Annotated in this window: 14 protein-coding genes and 2 pseudogenes; 14 read left to right on the top strand and 2 right to left on the bottom strand. The window is 48.7% G+C overall.

Annotated features, from left to right (window positions below):
• The first annotated feature begins 15 nt into the window (after nt 1–15).
• The 4 genes from IPL71_RS14190 (at nt 16) to IPL71_RS14175 (ending at nt 2,417) form a co-directional block, all read left to right on the top strand.
• On the top strand, nt 16–630 hold the full coding sequence (locus IPL71_RS14190; protein WP_345322630.1) for an ATP-dependent Clp protease proteolytic subunit: 615 nt from the start codon (nt 16–18) through the stop codon (nt 628–630).
• Nucleotides 631–740: 110 nt separating this feature from the next.
• Nucleotides 741–1,580: a DUF1028 domain-containing protein gene (locus IPL71_RS14185; RefSeq protein WP_345322628.1), complete on the top strand. Its 840-nt coding sequence runs from the start codon at nt 741–743 to the stop codon at nt 1,578–1,580.
• Nucleotides 1,581–1,630: 50 nt separating this feature from the next.
• Nucleotides 1,631–1,921, top strand: a complete 291-nt coding sequence (locus tag IPL71_RS14180; protein WP_345322626.1) for a hypothetical protein — start codon at nt 1,631–1,633, stop codon at nt 1,919–1,921.
• Nucleotides 1,857–2,417 (top strand): HAD-IIA family hydrolase, encoded by a 561-nt coding sequence (locus IPL71_RS14175; RefSeq protein ID WP_345322624.1) that lies wholly within the window; start codon nt 1,857–1,859, stop codon nt 2,415–2,417. Before IPL71_RS14180 ends, IPL71_RS14175 begins: the two co-directional genes overlap by 65 nt.
• An 81-nt stretch (nt 2,418–2,498) precedes the next feature.
• Here the strand turns inward: IPL71_RS14175 and IPL71_RS14170 are convergent, their stop codons facing one another.
• A complete protein-coding gene (locus IPL71_RS14170) occupies nt 2,499–3,296 on the bottom strand; it encodes an NBR1-Ig-like domain-containing protein (RefSeq protein ID WP_345322622.1) in 798 nt (265 codons plus the stop codon).
• Nucleotides 3,297–3,506: 210 nt separating this feature from the next.
• Here IPL71_RS14170 and rlmN point away from each other — a divergent pair, with 210 nt between their 5' ends.
• From rlmN to sucD, 4 genes are all read left to right on the top strand, one after another.
• Nucleotides 3,507–4,562, top strand: a complete 1,056-nt coding sequence (rlmN, locus tag IPL71_RS14165) for a dual-specificity RNA methyltransferase RlmN (RefSeq protein ID WP_345322620.1) — start codon at nt 3,507–3,509, stop codon at nt 4,560–4,562.
• Nucleotides 4,563–4,740: 178 nt separating this feature from the next.
• Nucleotides 4,741–8,283 (top strand): flippase activity-associated protein Agl23, encoded by a 3,543-nt coding sequence (locus IPL71_RS14160; protein WP_345322618.1) that lies wholly within the window; start codon nt 4,741–4,743, stop codon nt 8,281–8,283.
• A gap of 200 nt (nt 8,284–8,483) precedes the next feature.
• A complete protein-coding gene (sucC, locus tag IPL71_RS14155) occupies nt 8,484–9,623 on the top strand; it encodes an ADP-forming succinate--CoA ligase subunit beta (protein WP_345322616.1) in 1,140 nt (379 codons plus the stop codon).
• A 3-nt stretch (nt 9,624–9,626) separates the two neighbouring features.
• Nucleotides 9,627–10,487, top strand: a complete 861-nt coding sequence (gene sucD, locus IPL71_RS14150; RefSeq protein ID WP_345322614.1) for a succinate--CoA ligase subunit alpha — start codon at nt 9,627–9,629, stop codon at nt 10,485–10,487.
• Between the two features lie 129 nt (nt 10,488–10,616).
• Here sucD and IPL71_RS14145 read toward each other — a convergent pair whose 3' ends face one another.
• Complete coding sequence (locus tag IPL71_RS14145; protein ID WP_345322612.1) at nt 10,617–10,853, bottom strand: acyl carrier protein; 237 nt, start codon at nt 10,851–10,853, stop codon at nt 10,617–10,619.
• A 94-nt stretch (nt 10,854–10,947) separates the two neighbouring features.
• Between IPL71_RS14145 and fni the strand changes: the two are divergent.
• The 6 genes and pseudogenes from fni to IPL71_RS14115 all read left to right on the top strand — a co-directional run bounded on the left by fni (nt 10,948) and on the right by IPL71_RS14115 (nt 13,800).
• A pseudogene (fni, locus tag IPL71_RS14140) lies at nt 10,948–11,978 on the top strand (type 2 isopentenyl-diphosphate Delta-isomerase).
• 109 nt (nt 11,979–12,087) lie between these two features.
• Nucleotides 12,088–12,324 carry a type II toxin-antitoxin system Phd/YefM family antitoxin gene (locus tag IPL71_RS14135; RefSeq protein ID WP_345322611.1) on the top strand — a complete coding sequence of 79 codons (237 nt, stop codon included), beginning with the start codon at nt 12,088–12,090 and terminating at the stop codon, nt 12,322–12,324.
• 17 nt (nt 12,325–12,341) lie between these two features.
• Nucleotides 12,342–12,539 carry a hypothetical protein gene (locus tag IPL71_RS14130; RefSeq protein WP_345322609.1) on the top strand — a complete coding sequence of 66 codons (198 nt, stop codon included), beginning with the start codon at nt 12,342–12,344 and terminating at the stop codon, nt 12,537–12,539.
• Nucleotides 12,536–12,797 (top strand): annotated as a pseudogene (locus IPL71_RS14125) (ParE family toxin-like protein). The gene IPL71_RS14130 and the pseudogene IPL71_RS14125 overlap by 4 nt, the downstream one beginning before the upstream one ends.
• 127 nt (nt 12,798–12,924) lie before the next feature.
• On the top strand, nt 12,925–13,149 hold the full coding sequence (locus IPL71_RS14120; RefSeq protein WP_345322608.1) for a hypothetical protein: 225 nt from the start codon (nt 12,925–12,927) through the stop codon (nt 13,147–13,149).
• A gap of 39 nt (nt 13,150–13,188) precedes the next feature.
• A complete protein-coding gene (locus tag IPL71_RS14115; RefSeq protein WP_345322606.1) occupies nt 13,189–13,800 on the top strand; it encodes an AbiTii domain-containing protein in 612 nt (203 codons plus the stop codon).
• Nucleotides 13,801–14,055: the final 255 nt, after the last annotated feature.

The raw sequence follows: 14,055 nt of genomic DNA, 5'->3' as shown, positions 1-14,055 counted from the left end.
AAAGGAGACAAACTCATGATTCCAAATTTTAACAATGTAGTTCCTATGGTCGTTGAAAATACAGGCCGCGGCGAGCGCGCCTATGATATTTATTCGTTGCTGCTCAAGGAAAGAATTATTTTCATGGGCACTCCGATCGACGATCAGGTTGCAAATGTGATTGTTGCACAATTGCTTTTCCTCAATCATGAAGATCCTGAAAAGGAAATTCGCATGTACATCAACTCTCCCGGCGGACAGATTTATGCGGGACTGGCGATCTATGACACGATGCAGATCATTTCCAATCCGATCAGTACTGTGGCTGTCGGTGTAACCGCTTCCTTCGGGACCGTGTTGTTGACCGCCGGCACGAAGGGCAGGCGCTACGCCCTGCCGCATGCGACCGTCCACATGCACCAGCCTCTCGGCGGCGCGCAGGGTCAGGCCACAGACATCGCCATTCAAGCCAAACAGATCATGCACCTGAAGACCTTGCTCAATGGTGTAATGGCGAAGCACACAGGGCAGCCGCTTGAAGTGAGTGAACGCGATCTTGACCGTGATTATTATCTAGATGGGCAGCAGGCTGTGGAATATGGTTTGATCGACCAGATCATTGAAATGCCAGAGAAGGCCGCAGTTAAATAGGTCGGCAGTTCATATTAATAATTAGTGAAGGCCTCGAGGAGAAATCTTCGGGGCCTTCCGCTTATAATAGAACGCATCTTGATCAAAAAAACAGAAACTGGAAATCAAATATGACCTTTTCAATTGTGGCATGTGACTTAAAAGAAAAAACGTGGGGTATTGCCGTAGCTTCAAAATTCCCGGCGGTTGGTGCAGTTGTCCCCTGGGCACGAGCAGACGCGGGGGCAGTAGCGACTCAATCCTTTGCAAATACATCCTTTGGCCCGCGTGGACTGGAAATGATGGCAGAGGGACTATCTGCTGACGAGACCCTTGCGAAATTACTGCTCGATGACCCCGACCGTGAACTGCGTCAGGTTGGGTTGGTGGATGTACACGGCAAAGCGGCCACCTTTACAGGTCCTGGATGTTTTCCATGGGCTGGTGGTGTCACAGGTAAAGGATATGCAATTCAAGGAAATATTCTGGCTGGTTCGAAAGTTGTCTCTGCGATGGAGAAAAAATTCCTCTCGACCAAAGGCGATCTGCCAACCCGGTTGTATGCGGCGCTCCTCGCAGGCGATCGCGCAGGCGGCGATAAACGCGGACGTCAATCTGCGGCGATCTATGTTGTAAAGCCAAATGGCGGCTACGGCGGATTTGTTGACCGGTGGATCGATTATCGCGTGGATGATCATGAAAACCCCGTTCCACGACTCGGCGAGCTGCTGGAGTTGCACCAGTTATATTTTGGTCAAAGCCCTGAAAGTGAGCGGGTTATGCTAAAAGGGAAAGTCCTTGAGCAGGTCACTGCTATTTTGAAACAGGAAGGATATTTAAAAAAGACCACTACCTTTCAATCGGCCTTCAACGAATTTATTGGAAATGAAAACTTTGAAGAGCGCGCCGATACTACAGCGCAATGGCTGGACAAACCTGTTTTGAAATATATCGTAAAGAAATACAGTTAACTTGTATTTATCAAATCACAAAACTCAACAAATCAAAAACCGGAAATCAAATGATCCCATCAACTATAAAAGCTCTTATCCTTGACATGGACGGTGTCGTCTGGAAAGCGGATGCGCCAATCGGCGATCTTGCCGCCATATTTGCACGCATTCGTGAACGTGGACTGAAATTTGTCTTTGCCACGAACAACGGCACGAAGACTCCTGAAGAATATCAACAGAAATTAGCCGACCTGGGCGTGGAAATTGAATCCGCTCAAGGTTATTACTTCCGCCATGGGAATTGCCTTCATGCTCGCCCAGAAATTTCCACGCGGGACAAAAATCTTTATGATCGGTGAGGATGGCATCCGCGTGGCGCTTGAAGAAAAGGGATTCGAAATATTGTCTGTGGAAAACGCGCCTCAAGCGCAAGCCGTTGTAATGGGAATTGACCGCAGTATTAATTTCTATAAAGTAGCCGAAGCGACTCTGCTTGTGCGTGCGGGCATTCCTTTCTACACAACCAACACCGACCGCACCTTCCCCACTCCACGCGGAGAAATCCCCGGGTCAGGCTCGTGGTTATCTGTCATTACCAGTGCCACCGGCATTGAGCCGATTGTGGCGGGCAAGCCTTTTCCATACTTAATGGAACTCTCACTGGAAAGACTCGGCACGACAAAAGAAGAGACTCTCATCGTCGGCGACCGGCTTGAAACTGATATTGCGGCAGGTCAAAGCGTGGGATGCCCCACTGCGTTGGTGTTATCAGGCGTCAGTTCATTGGAAGAGGCGAAATTATGGCAGCCTACTCCGGATCTAATTGCAGAGAATTTGAGTGAATTGGTAAGTTAAAAGATAATAGTGCAGCGGGTGGAAAATCAAAAAGTGGCGTGCATGATTTGCACGCCACTTTTTGATTCATCTGAATAACAATTATGGTATAGGGGTCAGAGATGCTGTTTCGGTAGGAATCGCAGTCTCACTGGTTGAAGTAATGGTTGGCGTGAAAGTTGGGGTAACTGTTGAAGAGACCACAGTGAAGGTTGCTGTAATTCCGGTCTGTGTGGCTGAAGCTGTTCCCGATGTGCCGGATGTAATGACGACCGTCAACATGGTGCCAAATGGCTGGGATTTATCATTGGATAATCTCCATGTTCCTGTAGTATTTCCTGCTGTTGCAGGAGCAGTCAATGCAACTGAAATATCCACGGATTCGCCGGGGTTTACTGTCTTACCAATGGCGGTCGCCTTTCCGCTCATCCCGTCACCGGCAATGAACATGATCTGATAATTCGCAGTCCATGTACAAGTGCCGGTATTGGATACTCTCCAGGTTTTGGTGAAAGTTTGTCCGGGTGTGACGACGGTCCCATCTGGAATGGTCACATCACTGAGGTAAACAGAATTATCGCAGCCAGTGACACCTCCGCCCGCAAGTGTGGACGTTGGGATCAGAATGGGCGTTTGCTGTGCCAAAGTTGGGCTGGGAAGTGAAGCCAAAGTGGCGGTCGGCGAACTTAAAGCAGGGTTGGGAGTTGCCGAAAATACGCCAGCCTGCAGAGTTTGCTGCTGAACTGCGAGTGTTGAAGCAGCATTGGTGTACGCTGTATTTATATCTCCTGCGGCTGTATCTTTTGATCCGCCAAAAGAAAGAATGAGTATCACGATGCCTGTAATCACAAGCACCGCCATACCTGACCACAAAAGAATTGTTTTTGTTCTTATATCCATTATTTTTCTCCTTATACAAGGCTGGGATTATAGTGTGAAGGGAATGCCAGAAATGAAACGATTCGCCTACGAAAACCCCACCCTTGTCATACAATTCTATACTACTTTTACCATTGGTGTTTTTCTCGAAATACCGAGTTTCCTTTTTAATTGACAAATGAATTTTAACATGAATGGGTTCCCGGCGGTTACGTAGAGTAAAATCAAGAGATGTTCATCTATGACCTAGACTTCCCCGCTCTTACAAACCTCCTCCAACAATGGGACGAACCCGCCTACCGCGTTAAACAGGTCTGGCAGGGACTGTATCAACATTTGTATAACTCAGCCGATGAGTTCACGACCCTGCCCAAGTCTTTGCGTGAAAAACTCGCCGAGCGCTTAAGCTTTTCTCCCATCAAAGTAAAGTTATTTCAAGATTCTTCCGACGGGCAAACACGAAAAACCCTCTTTGAATTGCAGGGCGGACACTTGATCGAAGCTGTCTTGATGCGGTATGACCCGAGCACCAACTCAGGCAAAGGCCGGCGCACGCTTTGCATCTCTACTCAGGCAGGCTGTGCCATGGGATGTGTCTTTTGTGCCACAGGTCAAATGGGATTCAGCCGTCACCTGACCACTGGCGAGATCGTGGCGCAAGTCATGTACTATGCGCGCGCACTTAAAGAGGAAGGGCTTGCCGTTACAAATATTGTTTTCATGGGCATGGGCGAACCTTTTCATAATTATGAAAATACAATGGCTGCCATTGATACGCTCAATGACCCTGATGGATACAACTTTGGTGCGCGGCGTTTCACGATTTCCACAGTTGGATTGGTACCGCAGATCAAACGCTTTGCCGATGAAAAACGTCAGGTTAATCTCGCGATTTCCCTGCATGCCGCAGACGATAATGAACGCCTTGTGATCATGCCGGTTAACAAGCGCTATAAGATCGACGATGTGATTCAGGCCTGCAAATATTATGTTGAACAAACGCATCGTCGTGTGACCTTTGAATGGGCATTGATCAGCGGCGTGAATGACACACCCGAAGTGGCGCGCAAACTTGCCTCACGCCTCAAAGGAGTCATGTGCCATGTCAATGCAATTCCCCTCAACCCCACTGAAGGCTATCATGGCGAAGCGACAGATCGTCAGCGGGCGATGATCTTCAAAGAAACGCTGGAGCAGGCCGGGATCGAGTGTACGATCCGTATGCGTCGCGGGATAGATATTCAAGCAGGGTGCGTTCAGCTTGAGAGGGCTTCTACTTCCTCATAATTTAATAGTTAAAATAATAAAATATAAAATCGTAATTTATTGACTACACGCAATTTACTGATGTCATGATTATACTTTGCGTTTTCTCACTTGAAACTAAACTTAAACGAATATCATTTCTTGTCAGAACTGATTGATTAAAGTATAGTCAGTCAACTTTTTTAAGTAGGTGAAATCAATGGAACAAAAACAAAATTGGCTCGAACGCCCCATTCATCCAGCGCTGCCCAGTATTACCAATGAGATCATGATCTTCGCGGCAGTTATCCTGCTTGCGATCATCACCCGCTTTTACGATCTCGAAGCACGCGTGATGAGTCACGATGAAAGTTTGCACACTTATTTTTCATGGCTGTTATATCGCGGGCAAGGCTATGAACATTCGCCGATGATGCACGGCCCCTTTCAATTCCACATTGTTGCGCTCACCTATTTTCTATTTGGCGCGAGCGACCTCACATCACGCATCCCCGCTGTTCTTTTCAGCATTGGCACAGTTTGGATGGTCTTGTACTGGCGCAGATACCTGGGCAAATGGGGCGCTTTGATCGCGGGCTTGTTGCTGGTCATTTCGCCGTACATGTTGTATTACGGCCGGTATGTGCGCAATGAATCGTTTGTAGGCTTCTCGGGCATTCTTATGTTATATGCCCTCCTGCGCCATCTTGAAATGGGCGGTAAAAAATATCTCTATTTGTTGGCTGCTGCGCTGATGCTGCACTTTACAACAAAAGAAACATCTTTCATTTACACGGCGCAAGCTCTGCTGTTCCTTGCAATTTATTTTATTGCCCAGGTCACTCGTCGTCCATGGAAAGATGCACAAAACGACTACCGCTCCTTTATCATTTCACTTGGTATTACCTTTGTGCTCGCCGCTGCAGCAGTTGGATATGGAATGTACATGTCAGATGCAGCGACTTTCGCCGGAAATGAGACCGCCATCCCAAGCGACCCGGCCGCGATAGCACCGCCTCTTCTCGCCCCTGAAACTGCCTCTGTTTCCCCGGTCATTGTCATCGCTCTGGCTGCTTTGATTGCGTTCATATTCGCCGCCGTATTTCTCATTCGTGGCTATACATGGGAACGGCTGCGCAGTGAACGTTCATTCGATCTGTTAATGGTTTGCGGCACGATCGTTCTGCCCATGCTCTCTCCATTTCCACTCAAATGGTCGGAACGATGGCTGCATGTCAACATCCCCACCACTGCTCCTGAAGTGCAGGCATTAACCACCGATATAAAATCCATTTTGACCATCGCGGGCTTTCTGCTTGCAATGTTCATCATCACGATAATTGTCGGGCTGATCTGGAATAAGGAAAAATTCTGGCAAACAGCGCTGATTTTCTGGATTCCCTATACCATTTTCTACACCACCGTCTTCACCAGCAGTGACGGATTTTTTACCGGCACAATTGGCTCGCTCGGCTACTGGATCGTGCAACAGGAAGTCGAACGCGGCAGTCAACCGTGGTACTACTATCTTCTGGTACAAATCCCCATTTATGAATTCCTGCCTGCGCTCGGTTTCATTCTGGCGCTTGTGGTCGGTTTGAGAAGAAAAATGGCACCCGACCTTCAACTTGAAGAAGATGAGGAACATAACGAAAGTGAAGTCATCAGTCTGCTTCAAGATGAAACAGATACAAACACCGAGGAAAAGAATTTCCCGAATATGTTTAGTCTGCTTGTCTGGTGGAGCATAACCAGCGTGGCGGCATTTTCAATTGCCGGTGAAAGAATGCCCTGGCTCACCTATCACATGGCCTGGCCCATGATCCTGATCACCGGCTGGGCGCTGGGACATATCATCGAGACCACCGACTGGGTGAAACTAAAAGAACGACGCATCCTGCTTACACTTGCCGCTGTTACAATTTTTATTGTCAGTGTCACAGGTGCGATCATTGCACTGACGGGCGCAACTCCCCCATTCCAGGGCAAAGACCTGGCGCAGTTACAGGCAACCAGCGCGTTTCTGCTTCCCGCCATTGTTACCATCCTAAGTGCAGTCGGCGTGACTTATCTCTTCCGTGAGTGGAACTTCCGCGAGATGAGGCATATCTTTACTTTGGTCATCTTTGCATTCCTGGCACTCCTCACCAGCCGTGCAGCATTTAGAGCTTCTTACATCACGTACGATCAAGCAACAGAGTTTCTTGTCTACGCGCATGGCGCGTCTGGAATCAAGGAAGTGATCGCACAGGCAAAGGAAATCTCTGAACGTACAACCGGCGGTATGGGCGTGGCAATTGCCTACGATGCGAGCGCGCCAGATACAGGCGTGTCCTGGCCTTTTGTCTGGTATTTGCGTGACTTTACCAATCAACGCTCCTTTGATCAACCAACCCGCTCCTTGCGTGAATCGACGGTCATTATTGTTGACGAAAAGAATTTTGACAAGATCGAACCGGCCATTGGTCCCGGCTACTATCGCATGGATTACATCCGCATGTGGTGGCCGATGCAGGATTACTTTAGTTTGTCTTATGAACGCGATGAAACCCTGCCCTTCCCGGAAGATTACGCCTGCAAAGGGATACTGGGAATCTTGAAGCTGGCAAAATCAAAAGATTACACACTTTTCTGTGAAGGATTCACCAATCCGCAAATCCGGGCAGGCATCTTTCAGATTTGGTTAAACCGCGATTACACCAAGTACGCAGAAGCAAAAGGCCGCCCCGACTTGACTCTCACGACATGGAATCCGGCTGACAAAATGCGTCTTTATATCCGACAGGATGTGGCATCTCAAATATGGAATTATGGCGTAGCGCCAGCCGCCGTTGCAGCAGTGGAAGACCCCACTGAAGGCAAGTATGTTCTTCTCGCTGCCGAGCCTGTCATTGGGGCTTTGCAAAACAGCACCCTTCCATTGAACGCACCCCGTTCTCTGGCTTTTGCAAAAGATGGGACGATCTACATTGCCGACTCACGCAATCATCGCGTTGTACATCTTGATGTGCAGGGGAATGTTCTTAATGAATGGGGCACCTTTGCCGATGATGTAGCCATTCCGCTTGCCAACGGCACATTGAACGAACCCTGGGGCATCGCAGTCGGCCCGGATGGTTCGGTCTATGTGACAGACACCTGGAATCATCGCATTGAGAAATTCACTGCAAGCGGCAGGTTCATCAAAGCCTGGGGTATCTTTGGTCAGGGAGAAACTCCTGACTCATTCTATGGTCCGCGCAGTTTGGCGGTGGATGCCAAAGGGAGAGTCTACGTTTCGGATACCGGGAACAAGCGCATCGTTATATTTGATGCGGATGGTAATTACATCACGCAGTTTGGTTCGGCAGGCCTGGAAGCTGGTCAATTCGATGAGCCGGTCGGTGTCGCTGTTGATAAAAACGGAACTGTGTATGTTGTGGATACCTGGAACCAGCGCATTCAAACATTCACCCCAATTGAAACAGAAACCAGCCTGACCTTTATCCCTGACAAACAATGGGACGTATACGGCTGGTTCGGTCAGTCACTGGACAACAAACCATTTATTGCGGTCAATGATGACTTGCATGTCTTCATCACCGACCCCGATGGATACCGTGTCATTGAATTTGACTCAAACGGCGAGATTATCAAGACCTGGGGCGACTTCGGTGACACAAGCACAAGTTTCGGTCTGCCCTCCGGCATTGCCGTGGACAACGAAGGTGGTGTGTGGGTCACGGACGCGTCTTCAAACCGTTTGTTGAGATTTGCACCGTAAAAACATGAGTAAGAAGTAAAAAGGATGAAGGGTAAAAACCTTCATCCTTTTTACTTCTGGTATAATGCCTTTGCTTTCACTGATTGCTGCACAAACAACTTAATTTCCATAAAGAATTACGAGTTAATAAATAATTTTATGGCATGGGTATTTATGTGCGGAGCTCTGTAGCAAATAAACATATCCCCCGAGGGAGAATAATGAAACTCCACGAATACCAATCCAAAACAATTTTTTCGAAGTATGGCATCCCGATTCCGAAAGGAAGGGTTGCGGCTACCGCTCAAGAAGCAAGACAAATTGCTGAAGAGCTTGGTGGCCGCGTTGTCATTAAGTCACAAGTACTGGTGGGCGGACGAGGCAAGGCAGGCGGAGTAAAGCTGGCCAAAGATTCCGCAGAAGCTGAACAGCTTGCCACACAGATCCTGGGCATGGAAATCAAAGGCCTGCCTGTGCGTAAAGTACTTGTTGATGAGGCGTCTGCTATTGATAAGGAAATCTACTTTGCGATCACCGATGACCGCGCAGCCAAGAAGCCGGTAATGATCGCTTCTGCCGCAGGCGGCGTGGACATTGAAGAAGTGGCCGCGACGACTCCTGAGAAGATCATCAAGATTCACATTGACCCATTGCTCGGCCTGCGTGAATATCAGGCGCGTGATGTGGCCGTAGCCATGGACCTTCCGCGTGAATACTGGAAGGATTTCGTCAAGATCGCCATGGGACTGTGGGAAGTTTATAGAAACACAGATGCCACACTGGCCGAGATCAATCCGCTGGTGATCACCAAAGATAAGAAGATGATCGCGCTCGATGGCAAGATGATGATCGACGATAACGCCCTCTTCCGTCAACCGTCCTTGAATGAAATGCGCGACACCGACGAAGATGCGCCTTCTGAAATTGAAGCCCGCAAATATGGTCTCTCCTTCATCAAGCTCGACGGCAACATCGGCTGTATGGTCAACGGCGCCGGTCTGGCCATGACCAGTATGGACGTGATCAAACTCTTCGGCGGCGAACCTGCCAACTTCCTCGATGTGGGCGGTGGTGCCGGATCTGAAAAAGGTGCCGCAGCCATGCGTATCATTCTTTCAGACCCCAATGTTAAAGCTGTATTGTTCAATATCTTCGGCGGTATCACCCGCTGTGATGAAGTTGCGCGCGGTATCCTCGTTGCAATGGATGAAGTGAAACCCAAGGTTCCGATGGTGGTTCGTCTCGTCGGCACGAACGCGGAAGAGGGACGCAAGTTACTCGAAAACGCGAATATGATCACCGCTGAAACACTGGCGGACGCGGCCAAAAAAGCAGTAGCAGCCGCGAAAGAAGGTAAATAATCCATGAGCATCCTAGTTGACAAAAACACACGCCTGATCGTTCAAGGCGTTACTGGCAATGAAGGTTTATTCCACACCACACAAATGGTTGCCTATGGCACCAACGTGGTCGGCGGCGTAACACCCGGTAAAGGCGGCGAATGGGTTCTGGATGGCAAACTCCCTGTCTTCGATTCAGTGAAGATGGCAAAAGCCGCAACCGACGCGAACGCAACAGTTATCTTCGTCCCTGCCCGTTTTGCACCTGACGCCATGTTCGAAGCCGCTGATGCGGGCATTCCCCTTGTCATCTGCATTACCGAAGGCGTTCCGGTTCAGGATATGATGCGCGTGCGCAACTATCTCGATCAGAAAAAGATCCGCCTCATCGGTCCGAACTGCCCCGGTTTGTTAACTCCCGGCGAAGCCAAGGTCGGCATCATCCCCGGTGACATTGCCATCTCAGGCAACGTCGGCGTGGTATCCCGCTCCGGCACGCTCACCTACGAAGTGCTGTATGCCATGAAGAATCTCGGCATGGGCGCATCCACTTGTGTGGGTATCGGCGGTGACCCGATCAACGGCACGAACTTCCTCGATGTGCTGGAAATGTTCGAGCATGATCCCAAGACAGAAAAAGTCATTATGATCGGCGAGATCGGCGGCAGTGAAGAAGAAAAAGCCGCGCAATATATCGCAGAAAAAATGACCAAGCCCGTCGCGGCCTTCATCGCCGGACAAACCGCCCCTGCCGGCAAACGTATGGGCCACGCAGGCGCGATCATTGAAGGCGGAGCAGGCACAGCCGCTGACAAGATCAAAGCCCTCGAAGCCGCTGGCGTAAAAGTAGCCAAGCACCCCGAAGAGATCCCCACCCTGTTCTAAAAAATATTGTGGCTGTAAAAGCGAAAAGATCCGCCTTTACAGCCACAATCAATTTCTATCAAAAAAACACGTAGAGCCGCCCGACATTCAAATGTCAGACGGCTCTACGGTTATAATCGCACTACTAAATTATTTCTTGTTTGAGTCGATGTAAGCAACCGCTTCACCGACAGTTGTGATCTTCTGAGCGGCTTCGTCAGAGATCTCAGCGCCGAACTTATCTTCAAAAGCCATGATGAGTTCAACGAGATCGAGAGAATCAGCTTCAAGATCCTCACGGAAACGGGCTTCGAGTGTGATCTTCTCCTCATCCGCGCCAAGCAAATCCTTTACGATCCCTTTGAGTTCAGTATATGTGTCAGACATGACAACCTCCATTTAAAATTTGATTGGCTTATTGTAATCGGTGTACAAACCGTGTCAAGCCAGTTTTGACTATCACACTCAGGAACACTCCCTTATGACAAAAGTTGCGCCGATCGACCAAAGAAAAGCTGACCACATTAAAATTAACTTAGAACAGGATGTCCGCTCTGCGCTGACCACCGGGCTGGAAAATTACCGATTCACGCATGAGGCATTGCCCGAGCTGGACTTAAACCGCATCGACACGACCCTCAGCCTGTTCGGGCGGAAATTAAATTCGCCAATCCTCATCAGCTCGATGACCGGCGGCACCACTGCGGCCGAGATCATTAATCTGCGCCTGGCCGAAGCAGCACAGGAATGCGGCATCGCCATGGGAGTCGGCTCGCAACGCGCGGCCATCGAGCACTCCGAACAGGCATCCACCTTCCAAGTGCGGAGCGTCGCACCCGACATTTTACTATTTGCCAATCTCGGCGCTGTGCAATTCAACTACGGCTACGGCATTGACCAATGCCGCCGCGCCGTGGACATGATCGAAGCCGATGCGCTCATTTTGCATCTCAACCCCGTGCAGGAAGCCGTGCAGGATGCAGGCGATACAAACTTTGAAGGGCTGGCAAAAAGATCGAGGAGATCTGTAAAAAGATCAACGTGCCGGTCATTGCAAAAGAAGTCGGCTGGGGAATCTCTCAACGAAGCGCAAAGCAGTTGTCAGATTGCGGGGTATCCGCCATTGACGTGGCCGGCGCCGGCGGCACAAGCTGGTCACAAGTCGAAATGCATCGCGCGCCCGATGAGTTCACCCGTCAACTGGCCGCGACTTTTATCGGCTGGGGCATCCCCACTGCTGAGTCGATCCTCAACGTAAAGAAATCCGCACCCGATACCACCATCTTTGCCAGCGGCGGCATCAAAGACGGACTCGACATCGCCAAATGCGTGGCCCTTGGCGCAGCCCTCGGCGGCATGGCGGGACAATTTCTAAAGGCTGCCGCCATCTCTACTGAGAACACAATTGAGATCATGAAATTAACCCAAAGACAGATCGAAGTCACCATGTTCGCCAGCGGCGCCGGGACTTTGGATGAACTGAAGGTTGGGAAGTTGCTCAAAGTAGAATAACCCAAAGGAATAAGTACAGTTAACCAAACCATCAGCATGCCGGGATGGTCACGGAAGGATAATGCAAGTCAATTAGGGGTAAAATATTCTTTATAGAAGGAGTGACCCCATGGTAGTAAAAGCCAATTACGATGACCTGAAAAACCAGATTGCAGGTTTGATCGAAGCCGCCATGCATGGAGATAAAGTCATCATCACGAAGAACGGACAGCAGATCATTCAACTTGTGCCGATGAAAACAACAATGCACAAGCCTCCAAAGTTTGGAAGCGCGAGGGGCAAGATTAAATTCAATACAGGTTTCTATGAACCGCTGGCGGATTTCCGTGAATACATGCAATTATAATTAGAAAGGAGTTTCTTATGACTATTATTGAACTTGAACAAGCCATAACCAAATTATCCGAACAAGAGTTAAATCGCTTCCGCGAGTGGTTCGATGAATACTACGCCGAAATGTGGGACAAGCAAATCGAAACGGACGCGAAATCTGGACGACTCGATGATTTACTCGCCAAAGTAGACGAAGAATACAATGCTGGATTAAGCAAACCTTTATGAATCATCGCACCCTGCCCCGCTTCTGGCAACGCTACGAACAACTTCCAAAAGAAGTGCAGGAGTTGGCAGACAAGAACTTTGATCTTCAAATCAGACCCTCAACACCCATCGCTGCACTTCAAAAAGGTAGATGATAAAAGAAAATTATGGTCGGTACGCATTGGTTTGCACTATCGTGCCCTCGGCGCAGAAAAGCCAGACGGCATTGTCTGGCTTTGGATCGGAACACATGCCGAATATGACAAGTTGCTATCGTAGATTCGTTAATCGCCCTATGCCTGTTTGGTAGGGCGATTTTGTTTTTCGATAAAATCACTCTAATTGCATGACCCCTGACAAACGCAAGCCCACCTAACCCAACAATAGCATCTCCATCAGCGGAGACGTGAAGGATAGCACTGTCTTTATCGGGGACAAAAACACCGTCAACCAAACCATCATCCAAAAATTCTTCAACATCTTCAAAAGTGACTCGGAGACTCTCGAGCACCGCAACCGCCGCATCCTGTTGGGACATGTCGAAAACGCGTGGATCAAAGGCGTGCTGGACGCCTCCCTGCACGGCGCGGCATTATTGGATTTGGGTATCAAACAAGACCCGAAGCAGTGACCCAACATCCGTGGGCGATCAAAAACCAAGGAGCTAATTATGGCAAAGCAATCCGTCGTGCTGGAATTGCAACAACTAGCATCTGACAGCGAAAAGAATATTATTGACCTGTTGCGCAAAGCATTATTGGTAGCAACAAAATTAAACTTGGTGGAATTTAGGCAATGGGTACAGAACGAATTGAATGGGTACAAAGGTGGTGAACTCCCAGCATATAGACAGATTCACGCCCAAGTCAAAGGAAAAAATCCCTATCACGGCTTGATACCAATTGGGTTTCCTGACAAAGAAATGGAATGGACGTTTAGTTCCGTGCCTGTTCGCGACTCTGTAAGTGCCCTCTATGATTTGATTGAGCACAGAAAACCCACAGACGTTTTATATATGCAAATGCCTTTTGAAGCACAAAGAATGGTTTCGCAATTATTAGAATCACCCTTTCAAAATATTGAAGTTTATTGGGTTCTTCAAAGAAGCCAAATTGTAGAAATTTTGGACGCTATCAGAAATACTATTCTCGAATGGTCACTAAAACTAGAAAGCGAAGGAATATTGGGAGATGGATTTTCTTTTTCGGAATACGAAAAGCAAAAAGCAAGTTCGAGTACGGTAATTCAACATGTCGAAAATTTAATTTTCCAGGCGTGTTAGGCTCGGTTACAGACAGCAAGTTGACTCAAAGTTTCAAATGACCGTCCAGAAAAATAACCTTGGTGGTTTGAAAGATTATCTTTCCTCACTAAAAATAGAGAAACTGATATTGATGAGTTAGAAAAAGCATTGCAGCTTGACCCAATTCCAAGCAATGCGAATAAATTTGGAGAAAGTAAGTAGTTGGATTGGCAGAATGATGGGAAAAGCAGCTTCTGGTGGTTGGGATATTAGCGTTGCCATTGCTGGGCAACT

Source organism: Candidatus Villigracilis proximus, assembly GCF_016717045.1.
GTDB lineage: Bacteria > Chloroflexota > Anaerolineae > Anaerolineales > Villigracilaceae > Villigracilis > Villigracilis proximus.
The sequence above is the reverse complement of the archived record's forward strand: the minus strand, read 5'-3'. Positions and strand labels throughout refer to the sequence as shown.

What these genes read in the sequence shown, in the direction of transcription:
- IPL71_RS14190 (WP_345322630.1), top strand. Translation starts at nt 16, where the DNA reads ATGATTCCAAATTTTAACAATGTAGTTCCTATGGTCGTTGAAAATACA.
- IPL71_RS14185 (WP_345322628.1), top strand. Translation starts at nt 741, where the DNA reads ATGACCTTTTCAATTGTGGCATGTGACTTAAAAGAAAAAACGTGGGGT.
- IPL71_RS14180 (WP_345322626.1), top strand. Translation starts at nt 1,631, where the DNA reads ATGATCCCATCAACTATAAAAGCTCTTATCCTTGACATGGACGGTGTC.
- IPL71_RS14175 (WP_345322624.1), top strand. Translation starts at nt 1,857, where the DNA reads ATGGGAATTGCCTTCATGCTCGCCCAGAAATTTCCACGCGGGACAAAA.
- IPL71_RS14170 (WP_345322622.1), bottom strand. Translation starts at nt 3,296, where the DNA reads ATGGATATAAGAACAAAAACAATTCTTTTGTGGTCAGGTATGGCGGTG.
- rlmN (WP_345322620.1), top strand. Translation starts at nt 3,507, where the DNA reads ATGTTCATCTATGACCTAGACTTCCCCGCTCTTACAAACCTCCTCCAA.
- IPL71_RS14160 (WP_345322618.1), top strand. Translation starts at nt 4,741, where the DNA reads ATGGAACAAAAACAAAATTGGCTCGAACGCCCCATTCATCCAGCGCTG.
- sucC (WP_345322616.1), top strand. Translation starts at nt 8,484, where the DNA reads ATGAAACTCCACGAATACCAATCCAAAACAATTTTTTCGAAGTATGGC.
- sucD (WP_345322614.1), top strand. Translation starts at nt 9,627, where the DNA reads ATGAGCATCCTAGTTGACAAAAACACACGCCTGATCGTTCAAGGCGTT.
- IPL71_RS14145 (WP_345322612.1), bottom strand. Translation starts at nt 10,853, where the DNA reads ATGTCTGACACATATACTGAACTCAAAGGGATCGTAAAGGATTTGCTT.
- IPL71_RS14135 (WP_345322611.1), top strand. Translation starts at nt 12,088, where the DNA reads ATGGTAGTAAAAGCCAATTACGATGACCTGAAAAACCAGATTGCAGGT.
- IPL71_RS14130 (WP_345322609.1), top strand. Translation starts at nt 12,342, where the DNA reads ATGACTATTATTGAACTTGAACAAGCCATAACCAAATTATCCGAACAA.
- IPL71_RS14115 (WP_345322606.1), top strand. Translation starts at nt 13,189, where the DNA reads ATGGCAAAGCAATCCGTCGTGCTGGAATTGCAACAACTAGCATCTGAC.